Below are 14,500 nucleotides of genomic sequence, written 5' to 3'. Positions count from 1 at the left end.
TAATAGGATTTATTAATGCTAGACAGAGAAATACTTCTAAAAAAATGGTTAGATGAATATTTGTTAGCAAATAAATCTAATGAAACAATATACACGCTTAAAAATAGTTTAAATCTATTTTTTGAATATACCGATTTAGCATTAGAGGAAATCGAAGCATCCGATATTAGAACATTTATAGCTTATAGAGCTCAAAATGGAGTAGGAGTTTCTACACTAAAAAAAAATATCTCTGCTATAAGAACATTTTTCCAATATTTAACTAAAGAAAAATTAATTAATTTCAATCCAGCAGAAGATATTAAAATTAAAAAAAGTAGTAAAGTTTTACCTAAATTTCATGAAGTCACAGTAATAAATGAAGTATTAGATTCAAATAAGAATTTAGAATTTGAACGACCATCAAGCACAGTTATTTTTAAAAGAGACTTAGCACTAATTGAAATAGCATACTCATGTGGTTTAAGACTTGAAGAAATACACTCATTACAAATAGAAAATGTAGAGGTAAAACGCAAACAAGTAAGAGTTACAGGAAAAGGAAATAAAACTCGTATTATACCTTTGGGTTCAAAAGCTATTGAAGCGTATCTAGAATGGTTGCCTTTAAGAGAAGAAATTATGAATAAAGATACCAATCAAAAACATAATTATGTTTTTGTCACCACAACTGGAGCCCAACTATCAAGAGTCCAAATAAATAAAAGAATTAAAAATGCTTTTAAACTTGCTGGTTATCCAATTCAATCCAACCCACACATGTTACGCCATTCATTTGCAACTCATCTAATAAATAATTCTGTAGGTATTCGTGAAATTCAGGAAATGCTGGGCCATAGTAATTTGAATACTACTCAGATCTATACAGATCTGGACCATACTTCAATGACAAATGTTTATATGGATACACATCCAAGAGCCGTAAAAAATACTGAAGGTGAGAACTAAAAAGTTAAATTTTCACAATAAGTAAGGACTAGATAAGGATAAAGTTTCATAATTATGTTAAATAGCTTATACTTTTGATATTTAATATTTTTTATCCTAGTTCAGCACTTAAGGAAATTTTATGTTGCTACAAAACTTTGCCCACATATGCTAATCTTATCCTGTTAACAATAAATGCATGATTCACTTAAGTTGAACATGCTCTAACTTACATGTCATTTCTAGGACTGAACTATGAAATATTCAAAGTTATCTATTCTTATCTCCATAAGTCTTTTCATTACTGCTTGTTTTGACTCAGGCACCTCCGAATCAGAATATTTTGTAGCTAAATCACAAATCTCTGAAAAACTGCTATATCAACATCTCAACGCATCCTTTAAGAATAGCTTTGAATCGGTAAACACCTTTAATGATGAGAATTTGGATTATCAAATACTTGATATTCAGACAATATATGCAATTAAAGATAGATGTAAGGAAACATTAAATATTGAAGAGAATGATTATGAAAAGGATAAGTCATTTTCAAAACGTTTTTCATATAAACTTAAAGATAATATTAAGCTCGATACAAAGATTTTCAATGAATGCATTGATATGGATTTAAAGAAGTTACCATTATCCCAAGAAAATCTCGATATTTTATTAAAAAACAAAGATTATTTAGAATTTAAAGACAATAAGTCTATACGCGAACTTTTAAATAAGGCTAAAAGTGATAATTTTATTTCAATTTACGAAGGTCTTGAAATTAAAGATGCGTTATATACTGAGCGCTTAAAATTTGAGGACAATAATTACAAAAAAAATATCAAATCTTTATAAGATATTTATTTACAGTCTTATACATAGTATAAGACTGTATAAATATATTCACTTATTTTTTTCATAAAGCCAGATAATAAAACAGCCTTGTAAAATACTGTAGACACATAAGAATCTCACAAAAAATCCGGCAGTACTCCCATAAAAGAAGTTATCTAAATAAAACGTTGTACAGAAAAGGAAAAAATAACTGCCAAGTAATAAATATTTTATATGTGAAGTTTTATTTGCCATCACTGCTACGACTTGCATCATAATACAAATAAAACATTGTATATACAGAGATACCTTCAAGCTTGTCAGCACACCATTGTAGGAGCCTTTTGCAAGAACACCTAATATAATTACGAGTACCAGCAGTAGAATACTATTGATCTGAAAATATTGTTTCTCACTCAATGAGTATGCTTTCAATGTGTTTACTATATCCACGATTTCACCTCAAATTCTATTCATTTAACGATCTTTTTATCGAAAATTGGTTTATTTCGCTCACCCCAATATTCATTTTTACAATTAGGGGCCGAACACGACCAAATCTCCCACTTCTTGTTTGTTGTTTTTGATTTACCAGTACGTTGTTGGAGTAGAGATTTACACTCCGGACAGTTAAATTCTTTTTCCTTTTTCTCTGTATTTTTAGGAATAGGTTTTTCACCTTGTTCTTGCTTAGATTCCTTCAGCTCCCTTTTGGCAAGGAATGCTTGATAGTCAGGTGTACCGTCTGGTTTCTTTTGATAACTGGCTGTACATTTATTTCTTTTCTTGAAGAAACCTGAGCATCCAAAGAACTCACCATTTTGGCCTGAACGCGAAATTAGGCCACTCTCGCACACAATGCACTTAAATTCTGAGGTAAGCGATTCTCTATCAATTGCTATCCCATCTTGATTCATCATCATGTGACCACACTTCAAATTTGTACATTTGAAATAAGACTTACCGTTCGCACTTGTCATATTCACCAATTGTTCTGAGCACTTTGAACAATATTGTTTAGGTCCACCTTGATCTAAATTTTTAATAGACTCTTTTGCTTGGGTTTCAATTTTGAGATGTGTCTCTTTTAATAGCCTCTTACCTATGTTTTCACCATGTGCAATGAGATCCAACTTTCCTTCTAACTCTGCTGTATATTTGAGATTGCAAAATTCAAATTGGTTTGAAATTTTCCCAACCAATCTTTGAGCCAGATCAGTAGCATGTATTTTATTTTTACTGTCTAAGTGTACATAACCATGTTCAATAATTTTTGAAACGATGCTTACGAAAGTTGATGGGCGACCTATACCCACATCTTCCATGAATTTAATGAGACTAGCTTCAGAATGCCTACGTGGGGGTTCGGTTCTTTTCTCATTCAGATCTGACTTTAATGCAACTAAATTCCCTGCCTTTTGTAATAACGGCACTGGATTATTCAGCTCTTGAGCAGCGTCTTCCGGAATATCTTCATTCTCGTCTTCAGAAAAGTTTAGCTTTGCAGTAAGTCGTAACCAGCCTTGATCAATTAGTTTGCGTCCACGAGCTTTAACAAAGACTTCTTTACCTTGCACTAACTGGCGACCTTTCATACGGACAATACGCGCTGTGAATGTCGCGTCATCAAGCTGACAAGCCACTGAACGCAACCAGATCATTTGATATACCGCCTGAATGGTTGAATCATCTGATACTTTCAATTGATTAAAATCAGTCGGTCGGATAGCTTCATGACCTTCCTGTGCCAAAGCTTTAGATTTAAATTTTCGTGGTGTTGCCGGTATAGGTAATTTGTTCTTCAGTGCAAATTCACGAATGGCTTGAATTGCATCATCACTTAAATTTGGGCTGTCAGTACGAATGTAAGTAATGTGGCCATCTTCAAATAATTTTTGAGCAATTTCCATTGCTCGTTTCGTTTTAAGTTTTAATTGAACGTGTGCAGCTCGTAGATAGGTGGGAGTTGTAAAAGGAGCTGGTGGAGAACTTTTCTCTGGTTTTTCTTCAAAAGTTTCTACAGTGAATTCACGTAATTTAGAAACTTCTTCAGCAAGCTTTCGATCAATTACAAAAGGATCTAACTTAGTTATGAAATTTGATGTATCCCATTTTGCTTCCCAAGACTCATCTACAGAACCAAAATTGAAAGTTACACCAAAGTGCAAGACCGAAGAGAATTGTTTGATCTTATTTTCAAGATCGACTAGATACCATACGATGCTACTTTGAACTCGACCAGCAATCTGTTTTTCACCACATATTAAAGTAAAAGCCGGTGTCCCAATGTATCCAATAATTCGGTCTAAAATTCTTCGTGTTTCTTGTGCTTGAACAACTTGCATATTTAACTTACGCTCGTTACCCATAGCCTGTGCTACTGCTGTCTTTGTAATCTCTTGAAAGGTAACTCGACCATAATTTTCGTTAAGCCGGAGAACCGTTTTAAGATGCCATGCAATAGCCTCACCTTCTCGATCCGGATCCGTAGCAAGATATACTTTTTGTGATTTCTCAACTAATGCTTTTAGCTCTCTTACACGACTTGCACCAGAATCATTAAATACATAGTTAGGTGTATATTCGGCAGTTAATCCTAGTGAGTCTTTAGGTAAGTCCCGAATATGCCCCTTACTAAATGAAACTTTAAATTTACCTCGACCAAAAAGGCTATCTAGATAGCCCTGAATAGAGTCAACCTTATTAGATGACTCTACGATAACTAAATCAGTCATTACTACATTCCTTCTTATCATTCAGTCGCCAGCGATCTGAACTTGTGTATTCAAGTATAGATGATAAGTTACCTATGTATTTTTTCAATTTATTTTTTTAAAGTGTCAATTTTTAAATGATAGAATCGAGACAAACTTAATATGTCTAAGGACATGAAGGGCCTGAATAAATTATGAATGTTAAACCACTCGATTATTTAGCAACAATTGAACATATATTTGAGCATGTTAAACGAACATTTTATCAAACAGTTGCAGACACAAAATCAATAAATAAAGGCCGCCTAAATGCACCAATAACAGAATATAAGTGGCATCCAAGTGTATTTTTACCAACAAGCTTATGGCAAGAAGTCTTAAGACCAACCATCATGGCCAAACTATATGAACAAGTGCAAATAAATAAAACTAAAGATCCATTTGTAATCGATGCATATTTCGCAAATTTTGTTGCAGCATTTACATGGAGATACACAAAAAGTATTTATCGATTTGATGAATATACATTTGAATGTTTGATTAAACATTCAGCAGGGAAATATCTTGATCACCACCTTTTGACTAATTTACCAGAAGGTTGTATCTACATTGATCTAGCAACACCTTTAAAAATTGCAGATCATAAGGTTTATGGTGTGTATGCAGTCCTTGATCTCTCTTCGACTAGCATAGACACATTAAAGAATACTCTACCAGACCAACTCATTATTACATTAGACACTCATAACCCATTTGAAGAAAATAATTTGGCTCTGCTCAAGCCTCTCCCTACGATCGTTTTCGACATAAAACGCTCTGGCAAAGTGAGTCAACAAATCAAGTTCAAATGGGGTATTAATCTGGAAAGTCCAGAAGAACTAAATGAACAAATTGCTCCAGTTATTTCGCTAATTTCGTCAATATGTACAGATGAAATTGCTATTGATAATTTTACTAAGAACTCTACTCGACAGAATGTAACTAAAAAGCCCTCATTTAAGGATCTAGAGGCTGCTTATTGGCAGAAAGGTGAATATAGAGTAAATGCACCAGCTAATCATAAAATGTGGCGAATAGGCGTCAAATACGGAGTAGATTATCGAGCTTTCGTAGCACGTCAGCAAAAATATGAATCCAAAACTGAATATAGAATAACAGGTGTTCACTGGACAGCTTATATTCAAGATTATGAAATTCGCCTTAAATTTATGCCCCCACGCATGAACTCACCAGTCGAAATCGACGAACAAATTAATAATTTCTTTGATGAGCTCAATGCCTCTAATTCATTAAAATAAAAGGAAAAAGGCCAAACTAAAATTTGGCCTTTCTTATATTTACCTTACAAAATCAGATAATTGAATTTATCTAATTTTTAATTTTGATACAAATTTCGTTCACATAACCTCTATTTTTCGGTAAAATTACACAAAAGCGGATCGTTCTGTACGATTTGTTAACAAATATACAATTTTGAAACATTTTTCAAAATTTTAAACTTTGGTTAGTTTATAATCATTATGATTTGAACTTATTTACTTCGTGAGTCAACAAGTTTGCTCATTTGGTAGTTAAAGAAACAAACTTAGCCTGTATATATGCCGAGCAATTCTATGCTGTTTAATAACAATTTCGGAATAGATCCTTTAGTTGGTTACCATAAACCAAGAATTATTGCTTGCTTGAACTTAAAAAAGTTTTCTCAGGTTGAGTCTTACATCCCTTCTATCCTTCACTTCTGCGAACAACACTTACAAAAGATGTATAGTGAATGTGTTGCAACAGTATTAGTCGCTACTCCTGAAGAGATTTCGATTTCTGATAATGACGATTTAATTTTAAATATCTCGTTATATAACATTTTCAACCTCCAGAATTCACATCACTATAATGAGAAACAAATTGGCATAGAAATTCAGCATTGTATAAAAAATTTCACTCCGTTACATACAGACCTTTCTGCATCTTCAAGAGATCTTATTAATGAGCAGCTATCAAAGATGTTGTTGATTGCTAGCGCCGTTCAAAAAACAGTTGAAGAAAAGGAACTATTCAAAGATGGTGAACAATTTATTGCGCTGGATCTAAAAGGCAACCCATTAGTGTTCAATTCAACTAACGCGCTAAATAATCGTATTAGTTTAGGGTATGGAATTGTTGACGCACATGATCAACTTTTAACTACGTTCAGTGGTCATTTAAATACTGAAATTATAGTTCGCTTTTTGGAGTGCTTGGCACAATCACAAAGCAATATTGAAAGCTATTACAACAACTTCTTATCAAACAGAATTTTATCTTTTTTAGATGGTACGTTGAGCTTTGTAGATTGCTCAGATCCGGAGTTCGCATTAGAGAAATGCCTTAAAATTTATGAAGAGTCTAAAGCAGCTTTATTAGATATAATTGATGAATTAAGTATCTCTGATTTAAATAAGTTCCTATTTAACCAGTTTCAAAAATCTATAAATTATGTATGTCTAGATTTCAAAGACAACCTGCAAGATTATTGCCGATTAAGCTTAAGATAAAAAAAGGCCCCTAATTGGGCCTTTTTTATTTTATACGTGTAAGATAGTAAAAAAGTATCATACTGGCTTACTCTCAAACCCTTGATTTTATTTAACGCTATCGAATCCATAAAAAATAAAGATTCATACTAGATCAATCAAAAGTGAATCTTATGAAACATTGTTGAGTAATAAAGATTCATACTCTTTTTCAATATAATCTAGTGCAACTTCACTAAGTTTTACATCAAAGTTTTCATTTACTTTATTTGACTCAATAAGCTTTTTACCAATTTGAGTGAGCCTATCAATAGATTTGTTGTTTTCTTTTGAAAGGAGTAAGTATGTGATGACTTCTTGTATATCAAGAGAAAAGTTATCAATTTCTTTCGATCTATCAAACTCTAACGGATGAGGTCTATTAACTCCATCTTCTGCTGATTGCTTTGTTTGAAGAAGAATCAAAAGCTCTATAGCTCTTTCAACAATATGAAAATAAAATAATTGGAGTATCACTCATAGGAAAAAGCAGCACAGCAGAAAACCCTGCAATACTGCAACAGAAAGCAAAATAAATTAAGAACGTTCTTATTTTAATTCCAGTAAATTCATCTCTACTCTCATCTTCACTTTCGTCAAAAGGCTTTAAAGTAAAGGCTTTTTTAATATCAAATTTCAATTTTAAAACCTTTCTAGTTAAGCTCATCTATCAGCTTACTGTATTTTTGGACTTTTAAATATTTATATAAGATAAAACCTACGCATATTACCAAATAAATAGCATATCCAATTTTCTCAGGCGTGATACCCACTGTTTCTACTAACTCTTTGTATTTTAATAAATGATATATAACTGTTACGGCTCCTAAAGTCCACATAGAATATGCCAAACTTCGAGATGCGTTTTGGTAATCTTGATACAATTGTTCTTTACTGTAGCTAGTTAGATTTGCCATATATATTCTCTCACTATATTTTTCATTGAATGTATTATATCGCCTTTAAAAGCAGTATAAATATTGGGCTTACATTAACCTGAATCACGGATAAGCCATAGACTTGAAAAAGAGAAGGACTGGAGCCATCAGTTGAGTTACCACACAAAACTTACGACTCTAGTCCTTATGTTCGATAGTACCCAATTATTCTGTATAATTGATGATTTCTTTCTAAAATTTGAATCAATTTACTGGAAATTCTTAAAGCAAAATCTTAAATGCCTAAGAATTCGCCCTGCACAGCTCAGTATTTCTGAAATTGTCTTTATTGCAATTTGGTATAAACATTCACATTTCAATAACTTTAAAGCATTCTTTACGGCACTGAGACATAACTATTTTCATTTATTCAAAAGCCTGCCTTGTTACCAACGTATGATTTACCTGATCAATACTCATCAACTGGCTTTGCATGCCTTACATTTCGCCCTGATGAAAGATCAGCAAAGTTCTTATTTATGGATCGATTCAACGACATTGGCTGTCTGTAAAAATCAGCGAATAAAAAGACATAAATCGCTAGCAGCAATTGCAACTCGTGGTAAAAGTTCTATGGGTTGGTTCTTTGGTTGTAAGTTGCATGTACTTATGAATCAGTCAGGTGAAATACTCAGCACAGCTTTATCAAATGGGCATACAGCAGATATAAAAATGGTTGAACAGTTAGTCAAAGGAATGACTGCTAAATTGTATGCTGATCGTGGCTATATTAGTCATGAATTAAAGAGCAAATTAAGAGTACAAGATATTGATTTAATTACCTATCACCGAAAGAACATGAAATCTATACAGTTATCAAAAGCAGATGAATACCATCTGAAACAACGCAATAAAATAGAAACTTTATTCAGTTTGCTGAAAGGGGCGTACAATCTAGTGACGACTAGAGCGAGAAGTGTTGCAGGCTATTTAGCTGGTATTTATGCATCTTTATGTGCTTATCAAATATGTCATCAAAACAAGCCGATGATTCGTATTATGGAAATATCGGCTTAAACAAGATTCGGGTTACATTAAAATGACTTACAACGTCAAAATATGTCGCACTTTATTCAAAATAATGATTAAGATTTACAAATATTAAATAGGTTTAAATTGCTGCCAGTAAGGTTGCTTTTTTAACTCATCAATAATTTCTGAAAGCTCTTTTTGATAATATACTTTACGAATTGCGTCTAACTTAATTGCCGCCTCAAATGACAATGGGATTTCAAAGAGGTGATTGAATTTGTTAAGGAACCATTCATTATAGAATTTAGCTGATAAAAACTGAGGTATATGTTCTTTTTCAATTTTTCCCAACTGATTTAATAGTTCTTTATCATAACTTTCCATTTATGCCTCACTATTTCTAATATCTTCAAAAATATAACTTAAATCAAATAAGTTTATATCTTTATATAAAGCTTCCTTTTTAATGCTAAATAGAATTTCAAAAAAGGAAAATAAATTTGTTTCTGAAATTTCTTTAAAGTTAGGTTGACCCTCTTCGCTTAACCACGATTCAATCAAAGTTGAATCAACCACGATATCTTTCTCTTTAAACAATGTTATCAAAGTTTCAATATCATCATTAAGGTTTGTTAAGTGAACAAGTTTCTTAAAGATGTAATTTTGAGAAATACGATTTTGAACCATTTTACCCTCATAACCTTTAATTCGGATTAATTCCATTTTGTGTCAACCACTGTTTCCATTGCATAGAATATCTTATTAGATCTGGTCTATATCTTGCGTTCACAGATGGAGTCCATGAATGATAAGCTGCGGCGCGAGTCCAGAAATCTACAGATGCAACCTTAGTACTCAGTCGATCACGTAATATTTTAGCGGCCAGTACAGCGTTATAACACCCATCTGTACGAGCTCTCTCCATGTCTTGTGGGTTAAACATTCCTCCATTTCTAAAATGCTGCTTATTTACTTGGAAATGCCCCATGTCATTGGTCGCATTAACTTCACCATTCCTACCTCTTTCTTTACTTTGAATTCCCAATAGCACATAAAGAGGCACACCTTCCGAACGAGCCGCAGCGATTACACATGTTAAGTTAGCTTCACGTCCACGCACATAATTGATATTAATATTTGGTTTTTGATAACTATAATTCTGTACAACTTCGGGCGTAGTTACACTCGCTCTAAATGCATATTCTTGAACCCAATTTGTATTCGATGTTTGGCTTTGTTTTACAATTTCAAGCTGCTTAACTTCAGGCGATTGAGTTGGAGGATTGGTGTAACTTACAGTCGTATAATTACCAGCTCTTCTTTGATGTAAAACTGCTGAACTAGATCCAACAGTTTTAGGATTACTCGATTGATTGCTAATAGTACCGCTATTAGCAATATTGGCTCTTGGAGAACCATTAAGCTGATTTGCATATAAACCAAGTTGCTGGGAGCTCATTTGTGGAACTTTAGCATTCGTTATGCCAGACACACACACCATACAACCAAGAAAGTAGAAAAGTCGTTTACTTTGTAGCATTTTTCCTTTCTCCACTTATACGCCAGTATTTAGGTTTTGAAAACCATGCATGATTTTTAAACCAAAAATAAAACTGAGACTGCTGTTCAAATACCTTTAGAGTCTGTGCTTGCCATGACTTATGTGAATACTTAAGGGCATTAAGAAATATTCCTAACCCTATAACTAGCCACGAGAAGGCAGATAAGGCAGTGAAAAATAATGAGTTATCCTTGAAAAAAATCTGATAAAAAGTAAATGCAAAACAACCGATTACGCAAAAAATACTTATATTTCTTAACATAATCGCCATTTCATAATGTTCTTTAATTGAATTATTTACTTGACCAACCGGAATTACTTCAAAGATCCGTTTAGCACTTTCGCGGCCAACTGCCAAAATTGCATTATTAGTCTTTTCACTAATTTCTTTTTTACTAGGTCCCGAAATGAATGAATTCTCAAAAGAACATTCAGGATTAGCGCATTTTAACGTGACTTTAACCGCTTTTGCTGGAGCTTTGTGCTCAACAATTTCATTATCAGTTAGCTTGATTTGCGATGTTTGAACAATGCTCTTGAAGCATGCAGGACAATGTATTTTCTTTAGACTTTTATACTGTTGTTTATTGAATTCATAGTCATTTTTCAGGTGTTTATAACCTAAATTTCCAGCTATACCTTTCAATGGCAACGTCACATACAAATAGACAAAAGCCTTACCAATTTTCTTCAGCATAATGAACGCCCTTTTTTAAAAAATTGCAGTATCAATTTTTTAAAATATTTTAATGTTATTTTTAAATTTATGCACTATAATTTTTTTAAAATATTTTGATTAGGCTTTTCCATGTTTCTACTTTACGGAATATTGGCTTTGATAGCTCAAGCATTTTTAATTTACTTTCCTTTTAAAATCAAATGGTTTTTCCCTAATGTCCCATCCATTTTTCATGGTTTTTTCTTTCGTTACATTCTTCTAATTTCTCTTCAGATTTTGCTTTATAAGATCTTAGGGTTATCTGGATTTATAAATTACTTTCAAGAACTGTTAATAGAAAAATATATCTAAAGGTCAACGTATGAATACAGCCCTATTAGTTAAGATCTTAAAGATCATATGCTTAATAATCTTTATAACCCTAGTCGTTTTGACTTTTTGGATTTGTGCTATACGAGATATATTCTTCATTCCAGTACATGCTGGTTTTTACAAATGTGATCGCCCCTACATTGGAGTTGTGACTAACAACAATGAAGTCAACACAACTCTAACCAGCAAGGACTATTGTGTTGACCTCTATATTGATTACAAAAACTTAAGAGGAAATAGCAAAATCTCATCCCAAAAGAACGAAAAACTTATTTTGGATTTTTCTAATTTATACACCGTATCTCTTGCAAAAAAGCACAGCTTCTTTACATCTTCCTCTAAATCGTATGATCATGAGTTGAAGAATGTTGGGCTCTTTTACCTATCTTATCAGCAGAATTGGAGCAGCACTCAATCAGATCCTAAGACTGTACAACCTCAATTAATCATTAATGACTTTAATCTCAAGACTGCACTTTTTTAAAGCTTGTAAGTAATGATTTTTTGGCTATATTTACTAAAAAATATTACTATAGATCTTAATTAATCAAGCTTGCTTAATCATGGGCGAAAAAAGAAAGATTTCCATTTCATCCGAAGTTTCGAACTACATAGAAAGTTTGGCTCGTACAAGCAAAGAAAATGACCAAGATCAAATTTCTTGGTCTATGCATATCAATAAAATGCTTTGTGATTATATTTCTATTGTTCAGAGCAACCTTCCAGAGTCACTATCACCCCAAATGGCCGATACACTAGTTTTTATATGCCAAAATTATATTGATGACCTCTATAAAATTAATTATAGGGATGATCTAAAGCATTATTTATATAACTTTTATTTTAATTTAGAAAAAGAACGTCAAATACCGCCACACATAAAAATTGAGTTTTTAGATCATTTTATGGAAATGGAACTTACCCACATTGAAGCCCTCTCTATTCTTTACTTTTTAAAAAAGACACTCGCAAAACATCATCGAAATTAACATTAAACAAAAGCAAATAATTCATATTCCTGTTAAAATCGCATAACTAATACCCTTTTTATATAAATCACCTAGACATCTACACCTTGATGCTAGGAACACAACAATTGAGGTATGGGAATGAGATTAAATATTTCCGAATATGATGCACGTCAAATTTTTGCCAACTATTTAAGGGAAACGGCTGAATTAGACATCACAGCGGATCAACTAAAAGTTGATGGCACCCGCCATTACGTTAAATGCTTAAAGCGATCGCAAAAGAATAAGCACTCAAAGTCTGGGTGGTACAGATTAAATTTCGCTTTTGACGTGCCTAGTGTAATTTGGGGCAATTATAATACCGGCAATAAAGAGGTATGGCACCTAGATCCCAAATTGTTAAAGAAAGAGTCCAATCTATCACCTCAAGAACTCAGAAAATTGGAAAGGGAAAAGAAACAATACGAAATTCGAATGCGTAGAAATCATCGCTTTCAGAGAACCTTACAACGCATTGCTAAGACATGGTCGCGCATTGAATACAACAGAGCCCAGCCAGTTCAGTCCATACATGAACACCCTTATCTTAAAAATAAAGCCGCATTTCCTGAAGGATACAACTTAGACCTTGTTCGCATTATTAAAAAGCAACCATTGTTTGCTAAATCACTCCATATTGCTATTAGCCGAGTAGTAAAAAAAGCTGAAGCGAAAGGTTTAAATATTGACTATATCAAGCCCAAATATTTTCAGCACGCATGGTTCCAAAATCATCACATTAGACCTACCTTGATTAACGCATATTACGACGTTGATTTAAAAATCCAGAATTGCCAGCTTATCTCAGCACTACAAGACAGAGAGACCGGTAAACTAAAATTCTTTAAAGGGAATTTAACTCATGGCCGGAAAGATGGAGTTTTTTGCCCAATTCACAGATTGCCAGCGCAAGATGAAAAAATATTTGCACTCACTGAAGGTTTTGCCACTGGAAAAAGTTTTGCAAGGATCTGTAAAGAAAAACCTAATACTATCGCAGCTTTTGATAAAGAGTCATTAATCTCAGTAGCAATAGCAATACGAAACAAATGGCCAGATACCACCATATATATTGCCGCTGATAATGATTTAAATGAACAATTAAATGGCAACACCAAGACAAATGGAGGGTTAATAAAAGCATATGAAGCAACTCAAGCTGTATCCGGATACGTACTAATACCTCCTATCAAAAAGGATGAGTTAACGCTCTCTGATTGGAATGATCTTGAACTGAAGTACGGTACACAGCATTGCCGAGAGATCATTAAACAACAGCTTATCGATATCGCAGAATTCAACCAAAGCCGTAATATGTCAAATTTTAAAATGCCAGCAATGGCATCCGCAAACATTCATAAACCTCAAATCAATATTCAGAAAACGACAGCAGCTCTAGATCCAGCAATCTTTACTTCGTGGTTAATACACCTCATGGAGAATCAGAAGGAAAAGGATGTCGATTTAAGTATGGCCAAAGATATTGTTCAAGCTGTTTCAAGCAATGAACAAAAGCAAGTCCTACCTATGCTTAAAGTAATTTGTCAGAAAAATGGATGGCACGATCTGGATCAAGCATTAAACCTGATGAGCGATAAAGTTGAGATAAGAAATAACAATGAAAAAGAAGCTCTAAATCGGGTTAATATGACTTTACAAGCAATCTTTTATGCTTCCAACAACACCATTATAGATGCTTCTAAAAAGGAAAAAGCAGAAGAAATGCTTAAAAACACAATTGAGTTCATTGGATATCTACCCATTAGTAGAGCCGAAAAAGTAAACATCTACACAAATATTAAAGATAATATATTTGAAGCAACAGATGAAGCGGAACCACGGTGGAGCAAAACATTACTCAAGCTTTGTAAAGAAACAATTAGCGAAATGGAAAACAAACAAGTTAACCAGTTTGAAAATCAAAAATCTCTAAGTTATGAGAGAACTTAA

15 protein-coding genes are annotated in these 14,500 nt (G+C 33.1%); 7 read left to right on the top strand and 8 right to left on the bottom strand.

The annotated features are described in order from the left end of the window. The first annotated feature begins 15 nt into the window (after positions 1 to 15). Positions 16 to 948, top strand: a complete 933-nt coding sequence (gene xerC, locus NQ782_RS16415) for a tyrosine recombinase XerC (RefSeq protein WP_000886982.1) — start codon at positions 16 to 18, stop codon at positions 946 to 948. A gap of 234 nt (positions 949 to 1,182) precedes the next feature. After that, complete coding sequence (locus NQ782_RS16410; protein ID WP_000877660.1) at positions 1,183 to 1,776, top strand: hypothetical protein; 594 nt, start codon at positions 1,183 to 1,185, stop codon at positions 1,774 to 1,776. Positions 1,777 to 2,228: 452 nt separating this feature from the next. On the opposite strand, the gene NQ782_RS16405 is transcribed toward NQ782_RS16410, so the two are convergent. Then, positions 2,229 to 4,490 (bottom strand): type IA DNA topoisomerase, encoded by a 2,262-nt coding sequence (locus tag NQ782_RS16405; RefSeq protein ID WP_000131184.1) that lies wholly within the window; start codon positions 4,488 to 4,490, stop codon positions 2,229 to 2,231. Between the two features lie 173 nt (positions 4,491 to 4,663). On the opposite strand from NQ782_RS16405, the gene NQ782_RS16400 reads away from it, so the two are divergent. Continuing rightward, positions 4,664 to 5,767: a hypothetical protein gene (locus NQ782_RS16400; protein ID WP_001101324.1), complete on the top strand. Its 1,104-nt coding sequence runs from the start codon at positions 4,664 to 4,666 to the stop codon at positions 5,765 to 5,767. A 315-nt stretch (positions 5,768 to 6,082) separates the two neighbouring features. Next, a complete protein-coding gene (locus tag NQ782_RS16395) occupies positions 6,083 to 7,000 on the top strand; it encodes a hypothetical protein (RefSeq protein WP_032019252.1) in 918 nt (305 codons plus the stop codon). A 150-nt stretch (positions 7,001 to 7,150) separates the two neighbouring features. Here NQ782_RS16395 and NQ782_RS16390 read toward each other — a convergent pair whose 3' ends face one another. Genes NQ782_RS16390 through NQ782_RS16380 form a run of 3 tightly spaced genes read right to left on the bottom strand, consistent with a single transcriptional unit; the run spans position 7,151 to position 7,935 of the window. After that, complete coding sequence (locus NQ782_RS16390; RefSeq protein ID WP_059246497.1) at positions 7,151 to 7,444, bottom strand: hypothetical protein; 294 nt, start codon at positions 7,442 to 7,444, stop codon at positions 7,151 to 7,153. Between the two features lie 16 nt (positions 7,445 to 7,460). Next, a complete protein-coding gene (locus tag NQ782_RS16385; protein ID WP_139846613.1) occupies positions 7,461 to 7,658 on the bottom strand; it encodes a hypothetical protein in 198 nt (65 codons plus the stop codon). A 13-nt stretch (positions 7,659 to 7,671) separates the two neighbouring features. Then, positions 7,672 to 7,935 (bottom strand): hypothetical protein, encoded by a 264-nt coding sequence (locus NQ782_RS16380; RefSeq protein WP_059246495.1) that lies wholly within the window; start codon positions 7,933 to 7,935, stop codon positions 7,672 to 7,674. Positions 7,936 to 8,103: 168 nt separating this feature from the next. Between NQ782_RS16380 and NQ782_RS16375 the strand changes: the two genes are divergently transcribed. Continuing rightward, positions 8,104 to 8,973, top strand: coding sequence for an IS982 family transposase (locus tag NQ782_RS16375; RefSeq protein WP_000460543.1), 870 nt, complete (start codon positions 8,104 to 8,106; stop codon positions 8,971 to 8,973). Positions 8,974 to 9,057: 84 nt separating this feature from the next. Here NQ782_RS16375 and NQ782_RS16370 read toward each other — a convergent pair whose 3' ends face one another. Genes NQ782_RS16370 through NQ782_RS16355 form a run of 4 tightly spaced genes read right to left on the bottom strand, consistent with a single transcriptional unit; the run spans position 9,058 to position 11,186 of the window. After that, a complete protein-coding gene (locus NQ782_RS16370; protein WP_032019266.1) occupies positions 9,058 to 9,312 on the bottom strand; it encodes a hypothetical protein in 255 nt (84 codons plus the stop codon). Then, positions 9,313 to 9,651 carry a DUF1456 family protein gene (locus NQ782_RS16365; RefSeq protein WP_000420413.1) on the bottom strand — a complete coding sequence of 113 codons (339 nt, stop codon included), beginning with the start codon at positions 9,649 to 9,651 and terminating at the stop codon, positions 9,313 to 9,315. After that, positions 9,632 to 10,468: a transglycosylase SLT domain-containing protein gene (locus NQ782_RS16360; protein ID WP_000941931.1), complete on the bottom strand. Its 837-nt coding sequence runs from the start codon at positions 10,466 to 10,468 to the stop codon at positions 9,632 to 9,634. The genes NQ782_RS16365 and NQ782_RS16360 overlap by 20 nt, the downstream gene beginning before the upstream one ends. Further along, the gene (locus NQ782_RS16355; RefSeq protein WP_000913725.1) at positions 10,455 to 11,186 is read right to left on the bottom strand and encodes a hypothetical protein; all 732 of its coding nucleotides are present in this window, start codon (positions 11,184 to 11,186) and stop codon (positions 10,455 to 10,457) included. Before NQ782_RS16355 ends, NQ782_RS16360 begins: the two co-directional genes overlap by 14 nt. 917 nt (positions 11,187 to 12,103) lie before the next feature. On the opposite strand from NQ782_RS16355, the gene NQ782_RS16350 reads away from it, so the two are divergent. Together NQ782_RS16350 and NQ782_RS16345 are read left to right on the top strand one after the other, a co-directional pair. Next, on the top strand, positions 12,104 to 12,529 hold the full coding sequence (locus tag NQ782_RS16350; protein WP_000504198.1) for a hypothetical protein: 426 nt from the start codon (positions 12,104 to 12,106) through the stop codon (positions 12,527 to 12,529). 120 nt (positions 12,530 to 12,649) lie between these two features. Next, positions 12,650 to 14,500: a hypothetical protein gene (locus tag NQ782_RS16345; protein WP_001238797.1), complete on the top strand. Its 1,851-nt coding sequence runs from the start codon at positions 12,650 to 12,652 to the stop codon at positions 14,498 to 14,500.

Origin of the sequence: Acinetobacter sp. BD54, from assembly GCF_044778325.1 — a bacterium.
GTDB classification, from domain to species: domain Bacteria; phylum Pseudomonadota; class Gammaproteobacteria; order Pseudomonadales; family Moraxellaceae; genus Acinetobacter; species Acinetobacter baumannii.
The sequence above is the reverse complement of the archived record's forward strand: the minus strand, read 5'-3'. Positions and strand labels throughout refer to the sequence as shown.

What these genes read in the sequence shown, in the direction of transcription:
- xerC (WP_000886982.1), top strand. Translation starts at nt 16, where the DNA reads ATGCTAGACAGAGAAATACTTCTAAAAAAATGGTTAGATGAATATTTG.
- NQ782_RS16375 (WP_000460543.1), top strand. Translation starts at nt 8,104, where the DNA reads ATGTTCGATAGTACCCAATTATTCTGTATAATTGATGATTTCTTTCTA.
- NQ782_RS16395 (WP_032019252.1), top strand. Translation starts at nt 6,083, where the DNA reads ATGCTGTTTAATAACAATTTCGGAATAGATCCTTTAGTTGGTTACCAT.
- NQ782_RS16410 (WP_000877660.1), top strand. Translation starts at nt 1,183, where the DNA reads ATGAAATATTCAAAGTTATCTATTCTTATCTCCATAAGTCTTTTCATT.
- NQ782_RS16360 (WP_000941931.1), bottom strand. Translation starts at nt 10,468, where the DNA reads ATGCTACAAAGTAAACGACTTTTCTACTTTCTTGGTTGTATGGTGTGT.
- NQ782_RS16345 (WP_001238797.1), top strand. Translation starts at nt 12,650, where the DNA reads ATGAGATTAAATATTTCCGAATATGATGCACGTCAAATTTTTGCCAAC.
- NQ782_RS16355 (WP_000913725.1), bottom strand. Translation starts at nt 11,186, where the DNA reads ATGCTGAAGAAAATTGGTAAGGCTTTTGTCTATTTGTATGTGACGTTG.
- NQ782_RS16370 (WP_032019266.1), bottom strand. Translation starts at nt 9,312, where the DNA reads ATGGAAAGTTATGATAAAGAACTATTAAATCAGTTGGGAAAAATTGAA.
- NQ782_RS16350 (WP_000504198.1), top strand. Translation starts at nt 12,104, where the DNA reads ATGGGCGAAAAAAGAAAGATTTCCATTTCATCCGAAGTTTCGAACTAC.
- NQ782_RS16405 (WP_000131184.1), bottom strand. Translation starts at nt 4,490, where the DNA reads ATGACTGATTTAGTTATCGTAGAGTCATCTAATAAGGTTGACTCTATT.
- NQ782_RS16380 (WP_059246495.1), bottom strand. Translation starts at nt 7,935, where the DNA reads ATGGCAAATCTAACTAGCTACAGTAAAGAACAATTGTATCAAGATTAC.
- NQ782_RS16400 (WP_001101324.1), top strand. Translation starts at nt 4,664, where the DNA reads ATGAATGTTAAACCACTCGATTATTTAGCAACAATTGAACATATATTT.
- NQ782_RS16365 (WP_000420413.1), bottom strand. Translation starts at nt 9,651, where the DNA reads ATGGAATTAATCCGAATTAAAGGTTATGAGGGTAAAATGGTTCAAAAT.